The sequence below is a fragment of the Maribacter huludaoensis genome, assembly GCF_029350945.1.
GTDB lineage: Bacteria > Bacteroidota > Bacteroidia > Flavobacteriales > Flavobacteriaceae > Maribacter > Maribacter huludaoensis.
In genome coordinates this window covers 884,100-901,617 of record NZ_JARKMS010000001.1, presented here as the reverse complement: position 1 = coordinate 901,617, position 17,518 = coordinate 884,100, and the positions used below count along the sequence as shown (strand labels likewise).

At 36.2% G+C, this 17,518-nt stretch carries 17 protein-coding genes; 15 read left to right on the top strand and 2 right to left on the bottom strand.

The window, feature by feature from the left end; translation table 11 throughout:
• The first annotated feature begins 35 nt into the window (after positions 1 to 35).
• The 7 genes from PXC01_RS03930 to rodA all read left to right on the top strand — a co-directional run bounded on the left by PXC01_RS03930 (position 36) and on the right by rodA (position 7,827).
• The gene (locus PXC01_RS03930; RefSeq protein WP_276471060.1) at positions 36 to 485 is read left to right on the top strand and encodes a GAF domain-containing protein; all 450 of its coding nucleotides are present in this window, start codon (positions 36 to 38) and stop codon (positions 483 to 485) included.
• A 92-nt stretch (positions 486 to 577) separates the two neighbouring features.
• Positions 578 to 2,110: a bifunctional phosphoribosylaminoimidazolecarboxamide formyltransferase/IMP cyclohydrolase gene (purH, locus tag PXC01_RS03925; protein WP_276471059.1), complete on the top strand. Its 1,533-nt coding sequence runs from the start codon at positions 578 to 580 to the stop codon at positions 2,108 to 2,110.
• Positions 2,111 to 2,166: 56 nt separating this feature from the next.
• Positions 2,167 to 3,195 carry a rod shape-determining protein gene (locus PXC01_RS03920; RefSeq protein ID WP_027066022.1) on the top strand — a complete coding sequence of 343 codons (1,029 nt, stop codon included), beginning with the start codon at positions 2,167 to 2,169 and terminating at the stop codon, positions 3,193 to 3,195.
• Between the two features lie 170 nt (positions 3,196 to 3,365).
• Positions 3,366 to 4,187: a rod shape-determining protein MreC gene (gene mreC, locus PXC01_RS03915; RefSeq protein ID WP_276471058.1), complete on the top strand. Its 822-nt coding sequence runs from the start codon at positions 3,366 to 3,368 to the stop codon at positions 4,185 to 4,187.
• A complete protein-coding gene (locus tag PXC01_RS03910) occupies positions 4,180 to 4,689 on the top strand; it encodes a rod shape-determining protein MreD (RefSeq protein ID WP_276471057.1) in 510 nt (169 codons plus the stop codon). Before mreC ends, PXC01_RS03910 begins: the two co-directional genes overlap by 8 nt.
• Complete coding sequence (mrdA, locus tag PXC01_RS03905) at positions 4,686 to 6,554, top strand: penicillin-binding protein 2 (RefSeq protein ID WP_276471056.1); 1,869 nt, start codon at positions 4,686 to 4,688, stop codon at positions 6,552 to 6,554. Before PXC01_RS03910 ends, mrdA begins: the two co-directional genes overlap by 4 nt.
• Positions 6,502 to 7,827 carry a rod shape-determining protein RodA gene (gene rodA / locus PXC01_RS03900; protein WP_412759678.1) on the top strand — a complete coding sequence of 442 codons (1,326 nt, stop codon included), beginning with the start codon at positions 6,502 to 6,504 and terminating at the stop codon, positions 7,825 to 7,827. Before mrdA ends, rodA begins: the two co-directional genes overlap by 53 nt.
• Here rodA and PXC01_RS03895 read toward each other — a convergent pair.
• Positions 7,824 to 8,636: a DNA/RNA non-specific endonuclease gene (locus PXC01_RS03895; RefSeq protein WP_276471055.1), complete on the bottom strand. Its 813-nt coding sequence runs from the start codon at positions 8,634 to 8,636 to the stop codon at positions 7,824 to 7,826. The genes rodA and PXC01_RS03895 overlap by 4 nt on opposite strands.
• 89 nt (positions 8,637 to 8,725) lie before the next feature.
• On the opposite strand from PXC01_RS03895, the gene msrB reads away from it, so the two are divergent.
• From msrB to PXC01_RS03880, 3 genes are all read left to right on the top strand, one after another.
• Entirely contained in the window at positions 8,726 to 9,184 is a 459-nt protein-coding gene (msrB, locus tag PXC01_RS03890) for a peptide-methionine (R)-S-oxide reductase MsrB (protein ID WP_276471252.1), read from the top strand.
• Positions 9,177 to 9,716 carry a peptide-methionine (S)-S-oxide reductase MsrA gene (gene msrA, locus PXC01_RS03885; RefSeq protein WP_276471054.1) on the top strand — a complete coding sequence of 180 codons (540 nt, stop codon included), beginning with the start codon at positions 9,177 to 9,179 and terminating at the stop codon, positions 9,714 to 9,716. The genes msrB and msrA overlap by 8 nt, the downstream gene beginning before the upstream one ends.
• Positions 9,717 to 9,847: 131 nt before the next feature.
• Positions 9,848 to 10,255 carry a DoxX family protein gene (locus PXC01_RS03880; protein ID WP_276471053.1) on the top strand — a complete coding sequence of 136 codons (408 nt, stop codon included), beginning with the start codon at positions 9,848 to 9,850 and terminating at the stop codon, positions 10,253 to 10,255.
• Between the two features lie 65 nt (positions 10,256 to 10,320).
• On the opposite strand, the gene PXC01_RS03875 is transcribed toward PXC01_RS03880, so the two are convergent.
• Positions 10,321 to 12,450: a carboxy terminal-processing peptidase gene (locus PXC01_RS03875; RefSeq protein ID WP_276471052.1), complete on the bottom strand. Its 2,130-nt coding sequence runs from the start codon at positions 12,448 to 12,450 to the stop codon at positions 10,321 to 10,323.
• Between the two features lie 191 nt (positions 12,451 to 12,641).
• Between PXC01_RS03875 and surE the strand changes: the two genes are divergently transcribed.
• From surE to PXC01_RS03850, 5 genes are all read left to right on the top strand, one after another.
• Complete coding sequence (gene surE, locus PXC01_RS03870) at positions 12,642 to 13,415, top strand: 5'/3'-nucleotidase SurE (protein ID WP_276471051.1); 774 nt, start codon at positions 12,642 to 12,644, stop codon at positions 13,413 to 13,415.
• Positions 13,416 to 13,460: 45 nt separating this feature from the next.
• Positions 13,461 to 13,745 (top strand): hypothetical protein, encoded by a 285-nt coding sequence (locus tag PXC01_RS03865; protein ID WP_276471050.1) that lies wholly within the window; start codon positions 13,461 to 13,463, stop codon positions 13,743 to 13,745.
• 1 nt (position 13,746) lies between these two features.
• Positions 13,747 to 14,868, top strand: a complete 1,122-nt coding sequence (gene lpxB, locus PXC01_RS03860; protein WP_276471049.1) for a lipid-A-disaccharide synthase — start codon at positions 13,747 to 13,749, stop codon at positions 14,866 to 14,868.
• A 68-nt stretch (positions 14,869 to 14,936) separates the two neighbouring features.
• Positions 14,937 to 15,500, top strand: coding sequence for a C40 family peptidase (locus PXC01_RS03855; protein WP_276471048.1), 564 nt, complete (start codon positions 14,937 to 14,939; stop codon positions 15,498 to 15,500).
• A 1-nt stretch (position 15,501) separates the two neighbouring features.
• Positions 15,502 to 17,514: a ComEC/Rec2 family competence protein gene (locus tag PXC01_RS03850; protein WP_276471047.1), complete on the top strand. Its 2,013-nt coding sequence runs from the start codon at positions 15,502 to 15,504 to the stop codon at positions 17,512 to 17,514.
• The last annotated feature ends 4 nt before the right edge of the window (positions 17,515 to 17,518 follow it).

Here is a 17,518-nt window from a genome sequence, read left to right as displayed (position 1 = left end):
CATTGCAACAATATGTATTTTTGTAAAAAAAAGTTATGTTCGATACGCTAAGACCTCAAGTAAGCTCCATTGTTGATTCTAACAAAACACCGGATGCCAAAATGCAGGATATATGTGAGCTTTTAAAAGCCAACGTACCACATTATGACTGGGTAGGATTTTATTTTAAGAACGGTGACAAGCGAGAACTTAAATTAGGCCCTTATGCAGGTGCACCTACAGATCACACCATAATTCCTTTTGGAAAAGGAATTTGCGGTCAAGTAGCCGAAAGCAACGAAAATTTTGTGGTTCCTGACGTTCAAGCACAAGACAACTATATAGCTTGTAGTATAACCGTTAAATCAGAAATAGTAATTCCCTTATTTGTAAATGGTGAAAATATTGGTCAAATAGATATAGATTCTAACACTCCAGATCCTTTTACCAAGGCAGATGAGACCTTTTTGGAATTCGTAAATTTTGAAGTAGCCAAAATTCTTTAAAACTTTAGGCTTTTTGTTGATAAACTAGCTCATTTTATAACTGCAAAAAAATTACTTTTGCTTGCTTATTAAAAACATTTAAGCATCATAAAATGAGCAGTGTAAAAAAAGCATCTTCAGCCTTAATTTCAGTTTTTCATAAAGACGGATTAGAGCCCATAGTAAGAAAATTTCAAGAATTAGGAATCACAATTTACTCTACCGGAGGAACCGAAAAATTTATAACTGATTTAGGAATTGACGTTGTTCCCGTAGAAGATGTAACAAGCTACCCTTCTATTTTAGGAGGAAGAGTAAAAACTTTACACCCAAAAGTATTTGGCGGTATTTTAAACAGACAGGACAACGAAAGCGATGTTGCCCAATTGGCCGAATTTGAAATTCCACAAATAGATATTGTTATTGTTGACCTATATCCGTTCGAAAAAACCGTTGCAAGCGGTGCTTCTGAACAAGATATCATTGAAAAAATAGATATAGGTGGTATTTCGCTTATACGTGCCGCAGCCAAGAACTTTAAAGATGTTACTTGCGTTTCCTCAATGGAAGATTATGCTGATTTTCTTGAAGTGATTTCTGCTGACAACGGAAATATTAGCCTTGAAGACAGAAAGCGTTTTGCTGCAAAATCCTTTAACGTTTCTTCTCATTATGATACTGCCATATTCAACTACTTTAACCAAAACCATGATATCGCTGCATTAAAAGTTAGCGAAACTAACGGTAAGGTTTTACGTTACGGAGAAAACCCTCACCAAAAAGGATTTTTCTTCGGTGATTTTGATGCAATGTTCTCTAAGCTTCACGGTAAAGAACTATCATACAATAATCTATTAGATGTTGATGCCGCCGTTAATTTGATGCTGGAATTTAAAAATGATGCTCCTACTTTTGCTATTCTAAAACATAATAATGCTTGCGGACTAGCACAAAGAGAAACTTTACACCAAGCCTATGTAGACGCTTTGGCAGGTGATCCTGTTTCAGCTTTTGGCGGAGTTCTAATTAGCAACAAAGAAATTGACAAGGCTACCGCAGAAGAAATTCATAAATTGTTCTGTGAGGTAGTTATAGCTCCTAGCTATAATGCCGAAGCATTGGAAATTTTAAAAGGAAAGAAAAACAGAATCATCTTAATCCAAAATGAAGTTGACATGCCAGAAATGCAAGTAAGAACTTGTTTAAACGGTATGCTTCTTCAAGAAAAAGATCATAAAACAGATGCTATTGCAGACCTTACAAATGCAACTACCACTAAACCTACAGATCAAGAATTAGAGGATTTAATTTTTGCATCAAAACTTTGTAAGCATACAAAATCCAATACCATTGTTTTAGCCAAAAACAAACAACTTTGCGCAAGTGGTACCGGTCAAACCAGTAGAGTAGATGCCTTGAACCAAGCCATACACAAAGCAGAGTCTTTTAATTTTGACCTTAAAGGTGCGGTTATGGCAAGTGATGCTTTCTTCCCGTTCCCTGACTGTGTTGAAATTGCCGATAAGGCAGGAATCACCAGTGTAATACAACCAGGCGGATCTATAAAAGACCAATTAAGCATAGATTATTGCAACGAACACAAAATTTCAATGGTGATGACGGGCACACGTCATTTCAAGCATTAATTTCATTACTTTTGTCGATGAAATACACCCTTTTATCTAAAATTTAAATATCACATATGGGATTTTTTGATTTCTTGACCGAGGAAATAGCTATAGATTTAGGTACAGCCAACACTCTTATCATTCATAATGACAAGGTAGTTGTCGATAGCCCTTCCATCGTTGCCAGAGATAGAATTAGTGGAAAAATCATTGCAGTTGGTAAAGAAGCCAATATGATGCAAGGTAAAACCCATGAGAACATAAAAACGATTAGACCATTGAAAGATGGTGTAATTGCAGATTTTGATGCATCTGAAAAGATGTTGATGATGTTCATCAAGAATATTCCTGCATTAAAGAAAAAATGGTTTCCACCTGCATTGCGTTTGGTCATCTGTATACCTTCTGGCATTACGGAGGTTGAAATGCGTGCGGTAAAAGAGTCCGCAGAACGTGTAAACGGTAAAGAAGTATATCTTATTCATGAGCCTATGGCCGCAGCTATTGGTATTGGCTTGGATATTATGCAACCAAAAGGAAACATGATCGTTGATATAGGAGGTGGTACTACTGAAATTGCGGTTATTGCCCTAGGTGGTATTGTTTGTGATAAATCGGTAAAAATTGCGGGTGATGTATTTACTAATGACATCATTTATTATATGCGTACACAACATAATTTATATGTTGGTGAAAGTACAGCAGAGGCAATTAAAATTGAAATTGGTTCCGCAACAGAAGATTTACAATCTCCACCAGATGAAAAATCTGTACAAGGGCGTGATCTGTTAACAGGAAAACCAAAACAAGTTCAAATATCTTACAGAGAAATAGCAAAGGCTTTAGATAAATCTATTCTGCGAGTTGAAGACGCGGTTATGGAAACACTATCTCAAACTCCCCCAGAATTAGCTGCGGATATTTACAATACAGGCATCTACCTTGCAGGTGGTGGTTCTATGTTACGTGGCCTGGACAGAAGGTTATCCCAAAAAACCGATTTACCGGTTTACATAGCCGAAGATCCGTTGCGTGCCGTAGTACGTGGTACAGGTATTGCACTTAAGAATTTAGAACGATACAAGAGCATTTTAATTAAGTAAGAAGCTTGTTGAAAAAAACAACTTCTTACTTAATACTGATAACCTTGAAAAAAAAATCAAGTGCCATTAATTAATGATTATCGGTAGAATTAGTAGACCAAGGTCCCAATCAATTTACGTGCAGGCCGTTTAGTCAAAAATTCTATTATCGAGTAAAAATATAGGGGTGAATGCAACAGATCATAAATTTTCTAATTAGGTACAAGATATTCTTACTTTACCTTTTTCTGTTATTGATTTCTTGCATATTTACGTTTCAATCGCACTCGTACCACCAATCTAAATTCCTAAATTCTTCTAACTATATTACGGGGAGCATCTACACTTTTTCAGATAATATAACTTCCTATTTTGGATTAAGAGAAGAAAACGAAAAGCTTGTTGAAGAAAACAAAAGGCTTAGAGACAAGTTATTCAACAATCTGGTTCTTTCCCCTTCACTTATAGATTCTACCTCTGTAAATTACGAAGTTATCAGGGGGCGTGTTATCAACAATAGCTATGCAGACCAACGTAACTATATTACTATCAACAAAGGAGAAAGTGACAGCATTGTGCAAGACATGGGCGTTATTACCGACAAGGGTATTCTTGGTATCGTAGAAAACACCTCAGACAACTTTTCTACCGTACAAAGTATCTTAAGCGACAAATCTAACATCAATGCAAAAATTAAAAACTCCAATCATTTTGGTTCTTTGGTTTGGGAGAATACTACAGATTACAATGTTGTACAATTAATTGACATACCAAGGTTGGTTCCCCTTACTATTGGTGACACTATTGTTACCGGCGCCATGAGTAGTATATTTCCAGAAAATATTCCTATTGGCACCATTAAGAGGTTTGATCTGGACAACTCTAAAAGTTTCTATTTTATTGATGTAGAGCTCTTTAACGATATGACCAATATTGGCACTATTTATATTATTAAAAATTTAAACCGAAAAGAAGTTTTAGAATTAGAAGCAGAAACAGAAGCCAATGATTAACAATACTTCATTTTTACTGGTGCTCAGATTTATTTTATTGGTATTACTACAGGTGTTGGTATTCAATAAACTAAATTTCTTTGGTTACATAAATCCGCTTGTATATATTCTTTACCTGTATTGGTATCCTATCAAACAAAATAGAACTACCTTTATAATTCTATGCTTTTTCTTAGGTCTTTGTGTAGATATTTTTTCTGATACCTTAGCAATCAATGCGGCCGCTACCGTTACCATAGCTTATTTACGACCAACCATTATGCACTTTGTTTTTGGTGTCAATTATGAATTTCAAAGTTTTAAGTTAAACAACAGTACCAAGGCACAACAATTCACATTTTTAGCGTTATTGATTATAATACATCATTTGGTATACTTTACGTTAGAAATTTTCAGTTTTTCCAATAGCCTGTTAATTTTGCAAAAAACGATTATCGTTGGTATTGCCACCTTGATTTTAGGAATGTTGTTCAGTACGTTATTCAGTAGCAAAAAAGAATGAGAAAAATTCTTTTATCATTAATTATAGTCGTTATCGCAATTACCTTTTTGGGAAGGCTATCCTATTTGCAAATTTTTAGTTTTTCTGCAGAGCAAGTTTTAGAAGATCCAGCGATCAAAGCAATTTATGACTATCCTGAAAGAGGTTATATCTATGATAGAAACGGTCATCTTTTAGTAGGTAACGATCCTGCATATGACGTCATGGTAATTCCACGGGAAGTAAAACCATTAGATACCTTGGAATTTTGTGGACTTCTAGGAATAGACAAAGAAAAATTTATTGAGAAATTAAAAAAAGCTAGAGTATATTCCCCTCGCCTTCCGTCGGTATTGGTACCCCAACTTTCTAAACAAGATTATGCCAAACTACAGGAGAAAATGCGCAAGTATAAAGGTTTCTACATTCAAAAAAGATCTTTGCGTTATTATGACACACCTAGTGCGGCAAATGTTCTAGGGTACATTAGTGAAGTTAACGAAGGTGATTTGGCGGTCAATAAGTATTACGTTCAAGGTGAACTGAAAGGCAGAACCGGCGTAGAAAGATATTATGAAGATTTATTACGAGGAAGAAAGGGTGTTCAGTATATACAAAAAGATAGATTCAACAGAGACATTGGCCCCTATAAAAACGGTGCGTTAGACACATTACCTGAACAGGGAAAACAGATTAGTATTACCATTGACAAAACGCTACAAGAGTATGGTGAATTATTAATGAACGGCAAGCGGGGCGGCATTGTAGCCATAGAGCCTGCTACAGGAGAAATCCTTTCTATGATATCAGGACCAACCTATGACCCTGCATTATTGGTAGGCAGGGAACGTTCTAAAAACTACACCAAACTTTATAATGACACTATAGCAAACCCTACTTGGGATCGCAGTATTCATGCGCAACAACCACCTGGATCGCCGTTTAAGACCTTGAATGCCCTGATTGCTTTGCAAGAAGGTGTGCTTGATGAAAATACGACCATACAGTGTTATCATGGCTTCTATGTAGGCAAAAAAAAGAGAGGCTGTCACTGTGGAGGCGGTTTACGAAATCTAAACAAAGGTATATCACAATCTTGCAACGCATACTTTGCAGGCGCCTTCAGAAAAATCTATGAGAAATTTGAAACCACTGACGAAGGTATGGATGTTTGGGAAAAACATATGCGTAGTTTTGGACTTGGAGATTATTTAGGATACGATTTACCTTTTGGACAAAAAGGCCGTATTCCAAGCAAAGAATATTATGACAAATGGTACGGTGACAACAGATGGAGTTCTTCTTATATCATATCAAATTCTATTGGGCAAGGTGAAATATTGGCCACTCCGGTACAGCTAGCGAACATGACAGCTGCCATAGCCAACAGGGGACACTATTTTACACCGCACATTTTAAAGAAAATTGAAGGTAAGGATATTACAGAACCAAAATTTACAGAAGCAAAACACACCACAATAGACCCAAAACATTTTGAGCCTGTAGTTCAAGGTATGGCAGATGTCTATGTTAGCGGTACTGCAAGATGGTTGCAAATACCAGGAATAGAAGTTGCAGGAAAAACCGGTACGGCCGAGAATTTTACCAAAATTGATGGTGTACGTACACAATTGACGGACCATTCCGTTTTTGTGGCATTTGCACCAGTAGACGACCCTAAAATTGCCATAGCGGTGTATATTGAAAATGGATACTTTGGATCTAGGTACGCCGGACACATAGCTACACTTATGATCGAAAAATATCTGAAAGGTGAAATTACCTTGAAGACTCTTGAAAAAAGAATGCTTGAAAAAACTTTAGAAGCAGAATATGCGAAACCCTACAGTGGGGAAGAGTTTAAAATTAACGAGCGTGTCTGGTAGAAGCATTTTAAAAAGAATTGATTGGCTAAGTGTATTTATCTATTTCGCACTTGTTTTTATCGGCTGGATAAATATCTACTCTAGCACGTTCATTGACGAACAAAGTTCAATTTTCGATATTGGCACACGCTATGGAAAACAGCTATTTTTTATAGGAGTAAGTTTAGTTTCCATTGTTATCATTCTTGCTCTTGAGGTCAATTTTTATGAACGTTTTTCTAGCATCTTTTACCTACTTTCAATGGTTTCGCTGTTAGGCTTATTTGTTTTTGGTAAAACTATTGCCGGAGCAACTTCATGGTACGATCTGGGATTTTTTAACCTACAGCCTTCTGAGCTCGCAAAAGTAGCAACTGCCCTTGCACTCGCCAAATACCTTAGCGATATACAGACAGATATTAAGCGTAGAAAAGATCAATTCTATGCACTATTAATAATACTTGTACCGGCCATTTTAATTATACCTCAACCAGACCCTGGTAGCGCCCTAGTATTTTTCGCCATGATCTTTGTAATTTTTAGGGAAGGACTTCCATTATATTACCTGGTCATTTTACTAAGTCTAATTCTCATTTTTGTAATCACCCTAATGTTCGGTACGGTTTGGCTTATCATCGGTTTAGCACTAATGATTATACTATTGTTTACCCTAAAACGTAAATCATTGAAAATTCCGGTAATTCCCCTTAGCTTGATCAGCGCCGCAATTATTCTATTTTCACTTTCGGTAAATTTTGTTTTCAACAATGTTTTTGAACAACGCCACAGAGATCGTTTTGGTTTATGGCTTCGATTGGAAAAGGATCCTAAAAAATTAGAACAGATTAGAAAATCAATCGGTTACAATACCTACCAATCTGAAAAAGCGATAGAATCGGGCGGATTTTTTGGCAAAGGTTTTCTTGAAGGTACACGTACCAAAGGAGATTTCGTACCTGAGCAAGATACCGACTACATTTTTAGTACCGTTGGTGAAGAATGGGGATTTATAGGTACCGCAACCGTCATTATTCTATTCACCGTTCTGTTTCTAAGACTAATATCCTTAGCTGAACGACAGAAGAATGCATTTGCAAGAATGTATGGCTACGGGGTCATCTCTATTCTACTTATTCACTACTTCATCAATATAGGTATGGTAATAGGAATACTACCTACCATTGGTATTCCACTACCTTTCTTTAGCTATGGTGGATCCGGACTCCTATTCTTTACTATTCTACTTTTTATTTTCTTGAGACTGGACACCAATAGGCTAAAAGAGAGTTTCTAAAACTTCCACCCGGTCGTATTTTTACTACTTTCAAAACCATTTTGCTGCTTTTCAGGCAGTTCCGTAAAAAAGTCTATTCCTGTTTCTTTTTCTATTTCATCGACCGATACTACGAAATTGCGCAATGATGTAAATTGGGGCTTATTCGGTATCAAAAAAGACAACGTATATACTTTGTCTCCCTTTTTACGTGCAATGATCTTGTAAAAAGCATCTGGCACATCAACATCTTCCTGTCCTATTTCTTCTAAGCCACTTTCTAACACTCCGCCCGTAAATACATACAACGTTCCAAATTGCTTTGCCCAGCGTCTTGTCTGCTGTTCCAAATCGTTCCAGATACCTGAATTGAACTCCCTATCTTGCGGACTTATGTTACTTGTATAAAATGTCTCGTTGTATGCCTGTAGAGAAAATCTGCGATCACCGGCAGGCACCAAATGCCCTCGATCATAACCAGACCCCCTGTAATTTCGCCAATCGGCAGATTTAGTAGAAACGAACGGATCTTCTATAAAATACGGCCGTTTTCTATCATCATAGGTCAAATGACTTTTACTCAAAATATATGCTACCCATTCAGCTTGCTCATATGGTTCATTATAAGACAATGTAAAATGTTCATGATTTACTATTTCACCTGTTGTAGAAGACGGCAACAACTCTTTTGGAAAGTCATTAATAGTAGCTCCATCGTTACTTTTAGAATAAGTAGCCGGGGTATAAAAATTTTCGAACAGCCAAAAACCAATAATACAGATTAAAATTAAAATACTGTAAAGAGATCCATTTTTTTTGCGGTATGCCATACGCCAAAATTACCTAATTTTGTAAGATATAAGGTAAATTACCGACCAATAAACCTAGTGAACAAAGTCTAAACGAAAGGAAAATTATGATGCTAACTTGGAAAGATGTAATTCATTTTTCAGTGAACGGTAACCCTGAACCTGACAGAAGAATTGAAAAAACAGAACAGGAGTGGAAAGAGATCTTGACTCCAGAACAGTTTAGAGTTACTAGAAAAAAAGGTACTGAAGCGCCGCATTCCGGCGCCTTATGTACTGCGCACGATGCCGGAAAGTATGAATGTATTTGTTGTGGTACGCCATTATTCGATTCTACCATAAAATTTGAATCCGGTACCGGCTGGCCAAGTTTTACACAACCTATTAAGGAGAACGCCATTAAATACCATAAAGACACTTCTTTTGGAATGGTACGTGTAGAAGTACTTTGTAATACCTGTGATGCGCATTTGGGACATATTTTCCCTGACGGACCAGCACCCAGCGGATTGCGGTACTGCATTAATTCTGAATCAATGCAATTAGAAAAGGAGGAAGCCAATGGATAGTAACAAATTAGAAGTCGCTACTGTAGGCGGCGGTTGTTTTTGGTGTACCGAAGCGGTATTTCAAGAAGTAAAGGGCATACATAGCGTTGTATCTGGATATACGGGAGGGACAGCTCCCGGCAGACCCACTTACAGGGAAATTTGTTCCGGATTAACAGGGCATGCAGAGGTAGTTCAGGTAACTTTTGACCCAACGATTATTTCTTATGAAGATATCTTGATTATTTTTATGACAACGCACGACCCCACTACCTTAAATAGACAAGGTGCCGATACCGGAACTCAATATCGTTCCGTTATCTATTACCACAATCATGAACAAAAGAAGATAGCACAGGTGGTCTTAAGCGAAATGAAAGCCGTTTACGAAGATCCTATTGTTACCGAATTAACTCCTTTAGGTATTTTTTACGATGCCGAAGAGTATCATCAAGATTATTATAAGAACAATTCTGAGCAAGGATATTGTCAAGTAGTTATAAATCCTAAGTTGGCAAAACTTAGAAAGCTACATGCAGAAAAGCTTTTATAACAAAGTAATTTCCACTTATCTTTAGAGGTACTCGGCTCATCTACAGCAATATACTATTCACCTATGAAATCAAATATTTTTTCATAGGTGAACTTATTTTTGGGACATAATAACATTAAAACCTACTTATTATGAATTCTCAAAAAACATTTTATTACATAGCTTTAGGTCTTTTCGCAACCGCAGTTATTGGATCGATCGTTAATTCAATTATCAACTATGACCTAATAGTAGAAACTTTTATTAAACTAGGTTACCCGGTTTACCTTATACATGTGCTGGGGGTATTTCAATCCATTGGTCTTATCTTGATCGTATTCAATAAATCTCATTGGGCTTTGGAATGGGTCTATGCAGGTTTTTTCATGAATTACTTTTTAGGCGCAATGGCACATTTAGCCGTTAAAGATGGTAACGGGGCATCAGCAGTTGTTTGCATTGTACTGTTATTTGTAACTTATATTCAAAGTAAAAAAATACGCGATTCCAATAGCGAGTTAGCTGAATTCGGCAAACCGAAACATGCCAAGTTCATTTAAAACAAGAACAAAAAAAAAGCCGCTACATCTTAAAATGTAGCGGCTTTTTCATTATCAAATTTCTTTTAATTCTTTACACTTGCCAACTTAGCTTGTTTGATATTATTCATTTTTAAATCTTCCAAAACATTTACTGCTTCTTCAACATAAACATCTTTAGCTAAATTCTTATGCCATCTGTTACGCTTTTCTCGTAATATAGAATCTTTAGTAAACAATTGCTCTTCGTAACCTAAAGATTTAAACGTAAGTTTAGAATCATAATCAGTTAAAGTCTTAAAGTAGTTAGACTGTTCTTTATCTTTATTCTTTTCTTCTTTATATGTCTCAAAATTTAAAGAGATTTCAGTTTCATCTTGCTCTGCCTTTAACCATTTGGCATTTTCTTCTATCAACTTAATTTGTTGACTGGCCGCCATTCTCTTTTTACTATTGGCAACAGTTTTCTCATAATTGATATAACCATCCCAAGGCTTGTAATCTGCCGGAGTAATCTTATCCCAACCTAAAGGATTGGATTGGTCTCTTTCTCCTAAATCAATATAGCTATATCTATCTGGCACAACTATATCACTCTTTACACCTTCTAATTGAGTTGATCCACCATTGATTCTATAGAACTTTTGAGTAGTAATCTTAATAGCTCCTAAATCTCCATGATCATTACTACGCAACATATTGTTCAATGGAATAACGTTTTGTACCGTTCCTTTACCAAATGTTTGCTTGCTACCTATAACTATAGCTCTTTTATAATCCTGCATTGCTGCCGCTAAAATTTCTGAAGCAGAAGCAGACAACTCGTTTACAAGTATTACCAAAGGTCCATCCCACTGAATTCTTACATCCTTGTCATCATAAACATCCTTGCCCTTATCTTTAGATTGTACCTGTACTATAGGACCATCCTTAATGAACAAACCTGCCATTTCAACAACCGTTTTTAAAGACCCACCTCCATTATCACGTAAATCAAGAATAAGACCTTCCATGCCTTCTTCTTTTAGGCGCTCAACTTCCTTAGCAACATCCGTTGCTGCATTTCTTTCACTGTAATCGTTGAAATCCACATAAAATTTAGGAAGATTAATAATACCGAATTTCTCTTCTCCCTTAATAATATTAGCTGATTTTGCATATGACTCCTCTAATTCTACAACATCTCTTGTTAAAGAAACAACATCTAAAGAACCATCTACTTTTCTCACGGTCAAATCTACAACGGTTCCTTGAGCTCCTTTTATCAATTTAATGGCATCATCTAAACGCATACCAACAATATTGATCGGCTCTTCACCGTTTTGACCTACTTTAATAATTTCGTCACCAACTTCTAAACGTTGATCTCTCCAAACCGGTCCACCGGATATTATTTCTACAATTTTTGCACCTTCGGATTTTTTCTGAAGTCTTGCACCAATTCCTTCGAATTTACCTGACATACTAGTGTCAAACTTTTCCTTTTCTTCAGGGGCAAAGTAGAAAGTATGTGGATCAAACTCATCTACAATAGTATTAATATATTGTACAAACCAATCTTTGCGCTCTAAATCACCAACAAAATCAAAAAACTCATCTAATGTAGTTTCCGTAGATTTTCTAGATTGTTCTTCTGCATCTTTTGGTGTTTTTATTTGGTCCTTTTCGTTATCGACCGCTTCTTTACCAATTTTAGAAATCTTGGAATCATACGTACCTAAAGTTGCATACTTTAACTGCTTTCTCCAACGTTCTTTTAACTCTTTACGGTTTGCCGCAAAAGGCTCTTCATCATACTTAATACTAATACTTTCGTTCTCAGAGTAATCAAAAGGAGTTTCCAAAACTTCTTTATAAATTACTTTGGCATCGTCCATACGTTGCATCAATCTTTCATAAACTATATTGAAGAAAGTGATATCCGTATTTTTAATTTCATCGTCTATCTGATACTTGTACTTTTCAAACTCGGCAATATCCGATGCTATAAAATATCTTTTCGTTGGATCTATAACATCAATAAAATCTTCAAATACATGTACAGAAAAATCATCATTGAGCGCTTTTGGCTCATAATGCCCTTTTTCAAGAACATAAGTTATCAAATCTAACAACAACTTATCCTTGTCGTCATTTTCAAAAGTCTTATTTGTAAAACTGCACGATGCTACAGCTGCCAGCATCAACAACAGTACGTAGGCTAAATTTCTTTTCATAAAATTATCTTTTACTTTCCTTTTCAATTTCTCCGAATTTGAGGGTTAAAAGCAGCTGTAAAAGCTACTTAAACCTCTAAGGTAAAGAAAAAACCATGCCAATAAAATCTGCTTTGAACTAATTTTTTGTTAAACGGCATTTCGGACATATCATATTTAAAAACGTATTTTTACTACAGAAAGTATACGCTATGGAAAAACCATTGATTTTAGTTACAAATGACGACGGTATTACGGCACCTGGGCTACGCATGCTGGTTTCTATTATGAAAAAAATTGGTGATGTTGTGGTGGTAGCGCCAGATAGTCCGCAATCTGGAATGGGGCATGCCATTACCCTAGATACCGCCCTATTTTCAAAAAAAATGAAAATTGACCTTGACAATGAGAATATTGACGAGTATAGTTGTAGCGGCACACCTGCAGACTGTGTAAAATTAGCTCTTCAAGAGATACTGCCCAAAAGACCAAACATCTGTGTTAGCGGTATTAATCATGGTTCTAACTCATCTATCAATGTAATTTATTCAGGTACCATGAGTGCTGCTGTCGAAGCTGGTATTGAAGGAATTCCCGCCATTGGTTTTTCGTTGTGTGACTATAGTTGGAACGCTGATTTTTCTCAAGCCCAAGATTTTATTCATGATATTGTAATTCAAGCTTTAGAGAACGGAATCCCTAAAGGTACCGTTCTAAATGTCAATATTCCCAAACTAAAAAAAGAAGAGCTTAACGGTATAAAAATCTGTAGACAAGCGAAAGCTAACTGGAAAGAGAAATTTGACAAGCGCACCAACCCTATGGGCAAAGACTACTATTGGTTGACCGGTGAGTTTGAACTATTGGACAAAGGCGAAGATACCGATGAATGGGCACTTGCCAATGGTTATATTTCTGTAGTGCCAACACAATTTGATTTGACCGCCCACCACGTTATTCAGGAACTGAATACCTGGAATTTTTAGAATTATACAAAACATATTTTATTATATCTCGCTCAAATATTTTAAATGAATACCAAGAAAGAAATTTTAATAGGTTTTATTGTAGGCATTATCGCAAATACCATTGGCACATTATTATACATTTTAATATTCTCGGATTTAGGTATTATAGAAACTTTTGAAGCCGCCGTTAGACAAGAACACGTAGGCAGTCTTTTGGCTTTGGGCGCCATTCTTAACCTTGTGGCCTTTTTCGCATTTCTAAGAATTAAAAGGGACAATAGGGCCAAAGGGGTTTTGATCGCAACCATTTTAACCGCATTCGTGATTCTTTACTACAAAGTATTTTAAAATGAAGTATTACATTATTGCAGGCGAAGCTTCTGGTGATCTTCATGGCTCTAACTTGATTAAGGCCCTGAAGAAACAAGATGAGAATGCCGACATTAGATGTTGGGGCGGCGATTTAATGCAGCAAGCCGGAGGAACCCTTGCCAAGCATTATAAGGAACTGGCCTTTATGGGTTTCATAGAAGTAATCCTGAACCTGAACGCCATTTTTAAAAACATTAAATTTTGTAAGCAAGATATAGCGGCATTCAATCCTGATGCTATAATTTTCATTGATTATTCTGGCTTTAATTTGCGCATTGCAAAGTGGGCAAAAGAAAATAACTTTTTAACCAACTATTATATTTCTCCACAAATTTGGGCATCTAGGGAAGGTAGAATTGATAAGATAAAAGCAACGGTTGATCATATGTACGTGATACTGCCTTTTGAGAAAGAATTTTACGAAAAGAAGCACAATTACCCAGTCAACTTTGTAGGTCATCCATTACTAGATGCTATCAATAATAGACCAGAATTAAACGAAAGTAACTTCAGAGCCGAAAACAGTATTGCCCCTACAAAACCGATTATAGCCTTATTACCCGGCAGCCGTAAACAAGAGGTTCAGAAAATGTTATCGCTTATGCTTTCTTTGACAAACGACTTTTCTGAGCATGAATTTGTTATTGCAGGAGCACCAAGTTTGGACAAGAATTTTTATGCTGAATTTCTCACCGATCCCAATGTAAAGTTCGTTCAAAACAAGACTTACGACTTACTTTCCATTGCCAGTGCCGCCCTTGTTACCAGTGGAACGGCAACCTTGGAAACAGCCTTGTTTAAAGTACCACAAGTAGTTTGCTACAAAGCAAATTGGATTTCTTACCAAATTGCTAAACGTATCATCACCTTAGAATACATTTCATTGGTAAACCTTATCATGCAAAAAGAAGTTGTCAAAGAGCTTATTCAAGATGATTTTACAAAGCAAAATTTAAAAAAGGAATTGAACTTGATTTTAGATGGCGCGGCAAGAACAAAGCAATTGGCTTCTTATGATGAGCTTATTACAAAGTTGGGCGGACCAGGTGCTAGTGCAGAAGCTGCCTCTTTAATTATTGCAAATGCCAAAATCCCATAGGTTTAATCATTTTAAAAAATAATTTTATAATTTTAGAGTTACACGTATTACAGGGTACAATTTACTTTATGCGCATACTACCATTTCTTCTTGCTATTTGTTTTTTAACCAGTTGTGGAGTCAAAAAAACAAGCACTTCTGACAAAGAGCGCAAAATATCTGTTGCGGCAGCCAATAATGCTCGCATAGGCAATACCACAATACCGGCAAGAACGGAAGATCACAGCGCATTACCGCCAACCATACGCACAAAAGCAGATGCAATAATCAATACCGCACTTTCATTTTCTGGCACGCGCTACAAATTTGGCGGCACTACAAAAAAAGGAATGGACTGCTCCGGTCTGCTTTATGTTTCTTTTGGTGAACACGATATACAATTACCAAGAACTTCTATACATATGGCAGAAGAGGGCCGTAGGGTAACCGTAAAAAATGTAGAAAAGGGTGACTTACTTTTTTTTAAAACTACCCGAGGATCCAAACGCATAAACCATGTAGGAATGGTTGTGGGTACGGACAACGATGAAATTACATTTATTCACGCATCTACATCTCGTGGTGTTACCGTTTCTTCTTTAAGAGACGGTTTTTGGAACCAGGCATTTGTAAAGGCTACAAGAATATTATAACATGAAACTCTTAGCGTTTATTCCTATCAGATTAACGCTTTTACTCATTTTTGGAATCTTAATAGGCTACTATTTTCAATTCGACCCCAAGTACTTACTAACCGCTACCTTATCTCTATTTGCACTATTAGCCCTAGTTTTCTTTCTTGAAAAAAACAAAAAATCAATTTTATTTGGCAGTATGGCCGCGCTATCATTTGTTTCATTGGGTAGCTATAGCTATACACTTGCACAACCAATTAATTCAAGCAGCCACTACAGCCACTTTGCTTCTAACCAAAATGAAAAGTGGACACTTAAAATTAAAGAAGTACTAAAGCCCAACCCTTATTCTAACCGTTATTTTGCCAAGGTCAAAAGTATAAGCAACACCCCTGTAAGCGGTACTATACTGCTTACCATTCCCAAAGACTCTTTTGGTTTAAATTTAAAAATTGACGATGAACTAGTAACTTATTCGCAAATTCTACCTATTGATAAACCATTAAACCCACATCAATTTGATTATAAAAAGTATTTGAGAAACCTGGGCATATACCACCAATTGAAAATTGCAAAAAAGCAGTTCATAAAAATTGAAAATAGAAATACCACCTTAAAGGGTTTTGCCGCCAAAATTCGCAACCATATAATCTTAAAACTAAAACAAGAAAATTTTGGAACTGATGAATTAGGTGTCATACAGGCTTTATTATTAGGCGAACGCTCAGATATTTCTAAAGAAACCTATACAAATTACCAAAAAGCGGGTGCCGTACATATTCTTGCGGTCTCTGGTCTGCACATTGGTATTCTACTTTTAGTCATCCAATTTTTACTGAGTCCGCTGCAAAATATTCCAAATGGCAGAACTATCATTCTTATATTTTCCGTTCTATTTTTATGGATGTTTGCCTTCATTGCAGGATTGTCCGCTAGTATTATTCGTGCAACTACCATGTTCACTTTCGTAGCCTACGCACTCTATTTAAACAGACCTCACAACACTTTCAATATACTTGCTCTTTCTATTCTATTTATCCTGTTATTCATAAATCCGAATTTGCTATTTCAGGTAGGCTTTCAAATGAGCTATGCCGCTGTATTTGCCATACTTTGGATTTTCCCGATTCTTAAAGACCTATGGTTTCCAAAGAATATAGTGGTCCGCTATTTTTGGCAATTGCTTTGTGTCAGTATCGCGGCACAGTTAGGAGTTTTACCCATTAGCTTGTACTATTTTCACCAGTTTCCAGGACTTTTCTTTATATCTAATTTAATCATCGTACCCGCCTTAGGTGTAATTCTAGGCATGGGTATTTTTGTGATTTTCTTTTCAATATTAAACTGGCTCCCCACTCAACTTGCCTGGGTATATAATAAAATAATTGGGCTCATGAACAACATTATAGCTTGGGTGGCTCAGCAAGAAAGTTTTATTTTCAGTGCTATTTCTTTCGATTTTATTCAGCTATTACTTTCGTTTACCGTACTTGTTATAGGCATTGAACTATATACCAGGTTCAATTATAAACGGATAATGTTCTTTTTAGTCAGTATTCTTTGTTTTCAAGGATATACCATATATCAAGAGCAACAGACTAAAAACATATCAGAAGCTTTGGTACTGCATCAAACTAAACAAACTCTTATTTTAAATAGACGCGGGCATCAGTTATCCATCTTAACAAATTGCAAGAACAGACCCGATTATCTAATTTCAGATTATAGAACTGCTGAACGCATAGATTCTGTTCATTTTGATTCTTTGGAAAATAGCTATTCATTACAAGATGAGAAACTTTTAATTATTGATAGTACAGGAATATATTTGAAGTCAGCACCTAACTATATATTATTGACACAATCACCAAAAATAAATCTGGACCGGTTAATAGATAGCATACAACCTAAAGAAATCATTGCGGATGGCAGCAACTACAAAAGTTATGTGGACCGTTGGAAAGCGACTTGTATAAAAAATAAAATCCCTTTCCACTACACTGGTGAAAAGGGAGCTTATTATTTTGAGTAGTTAG

What these genes read in the sequence shown, in the direction of transcription:
- PXC01_RS03930 (WP_276471060.1), top strand. Translation starts at nt 36, where the DNA reads ATGTTCGATACGCTAAGACCTCAAGTAAGCTCCATTGTTGATTCTAAC.
- purH (WP_276471059.1), top strand. Translation starts at nt 578, where the DNA reads ATGAGCAGTGTAAAAAAAGCATCTTCAGCCTTAATTTCAGTTTTTCAT.
- PXC01_RS03920 (WP_027066022.1), top strand. Translation starts at nt 2,167, where the DNA reads ATGGGATTTTTTGATTTCTTGACCGAGGAAATAGCTATAGATTTAGGT.
- mreC (WP_276471058.1), top strand. Translation starts at nt 3,366, where the DNA reads ATGCAACAGATCATAAATTTTCTAATTAGGTACAAGATATTCTTACTT.
- PXC01_RS03910 (WP_276471057.1), top strand. Translation starts at nt 4,180, where the DNA reads ATGATTAACAATACTTCATTTTTACTGGTGCTCAGATTTATTTTATTG.
- mrdA (WP_276471056.1), top strand. Translation starts at nt 4,686, where the DNA reads ATGAGAAAAATTCTTTTATCATTAATTATAGTCGTTATCGCAATTACC.
- rodA (WP_412759678.1), top strand. Translation starts at nt 6,502, where the DNA reads ATGCGAAACCCTACAGTGGGGAAGAGTTTAAAATTAACGAGCGTGTCT.
- PXC01_RS03895 (WP_276471055.1), bottom strand. Translation starts at nt 8,636, where the DNA reads ATGGCATACCGCAAAAAAAATGGATCTCTTTACAGTATTTTAATTTTA.
- msrB (WP_276471252.1), top strand. Translation starts at nt 8,726, where the DNA reads ATGCTAACTTGGAAAGATGTAATTCATTTTTCAGTGAACGGTAACCCT.
- msrA (WP_276471054.1), top strand. Translation starts at nt 9,177, where the DNA reads ATGGATAGTAACAAATTAGAAGTCGCTACTGTAGGCGGCGGTTGTTTT.
- PXC01_RS03880 (WP_276471053.1), top strand. Translation starts at nt 9,848, where the DNA reads ATGAATTCTCAAAAAACATTTTATTACATAGCTTTAGGTCTTTTCGCA.
- PXC01_RS03875 (WP_276471052.1), bottom strand. Translation starts at nt 12,450, where the DNA reads ATGAAAAGAAATTTAGCCTACGTACTGTTGTTGATGCTGGCAGCTGTA.
- surE (WP_276471051.1), top strand. Translation starts at nt 12,642, where the DNA reads ATGGAAAAACCATTGATTTTAGTTACAAATGACGACGGTATTACGGCA.
- PXC01_RS03865 (WP_276471050.1), top strand. Translation starts at nt 13,461, where the DNA reads ATGAATACCAAGAAAGAAATTTTAATAGGTTTTATTGTAGGCATTATC.
- lpxB (WP_276471049.1), top strand. Translation starts at nt 13,747, where the DNA reads ATGAAGTATTACATTATTGCAGGCGAAGCTTCTGGTGATCTTCATGGC.
- PXC01_RS03855 (WP_276471048.1), top strand. Translation starts at nt 14,937, where the DNA reads ATGCGCATACTACCATTTCTTCTTGCTATTTGTTTTTTAACCAGTTGT.
- PXC01_RS03850 (WP_276471047.1), top strand. Translation starts at nt 15,502, where the DNA reads ATGAAACTCTTAGCGTTTATTCCTATCAGATTAACGCTTTTACTCATT.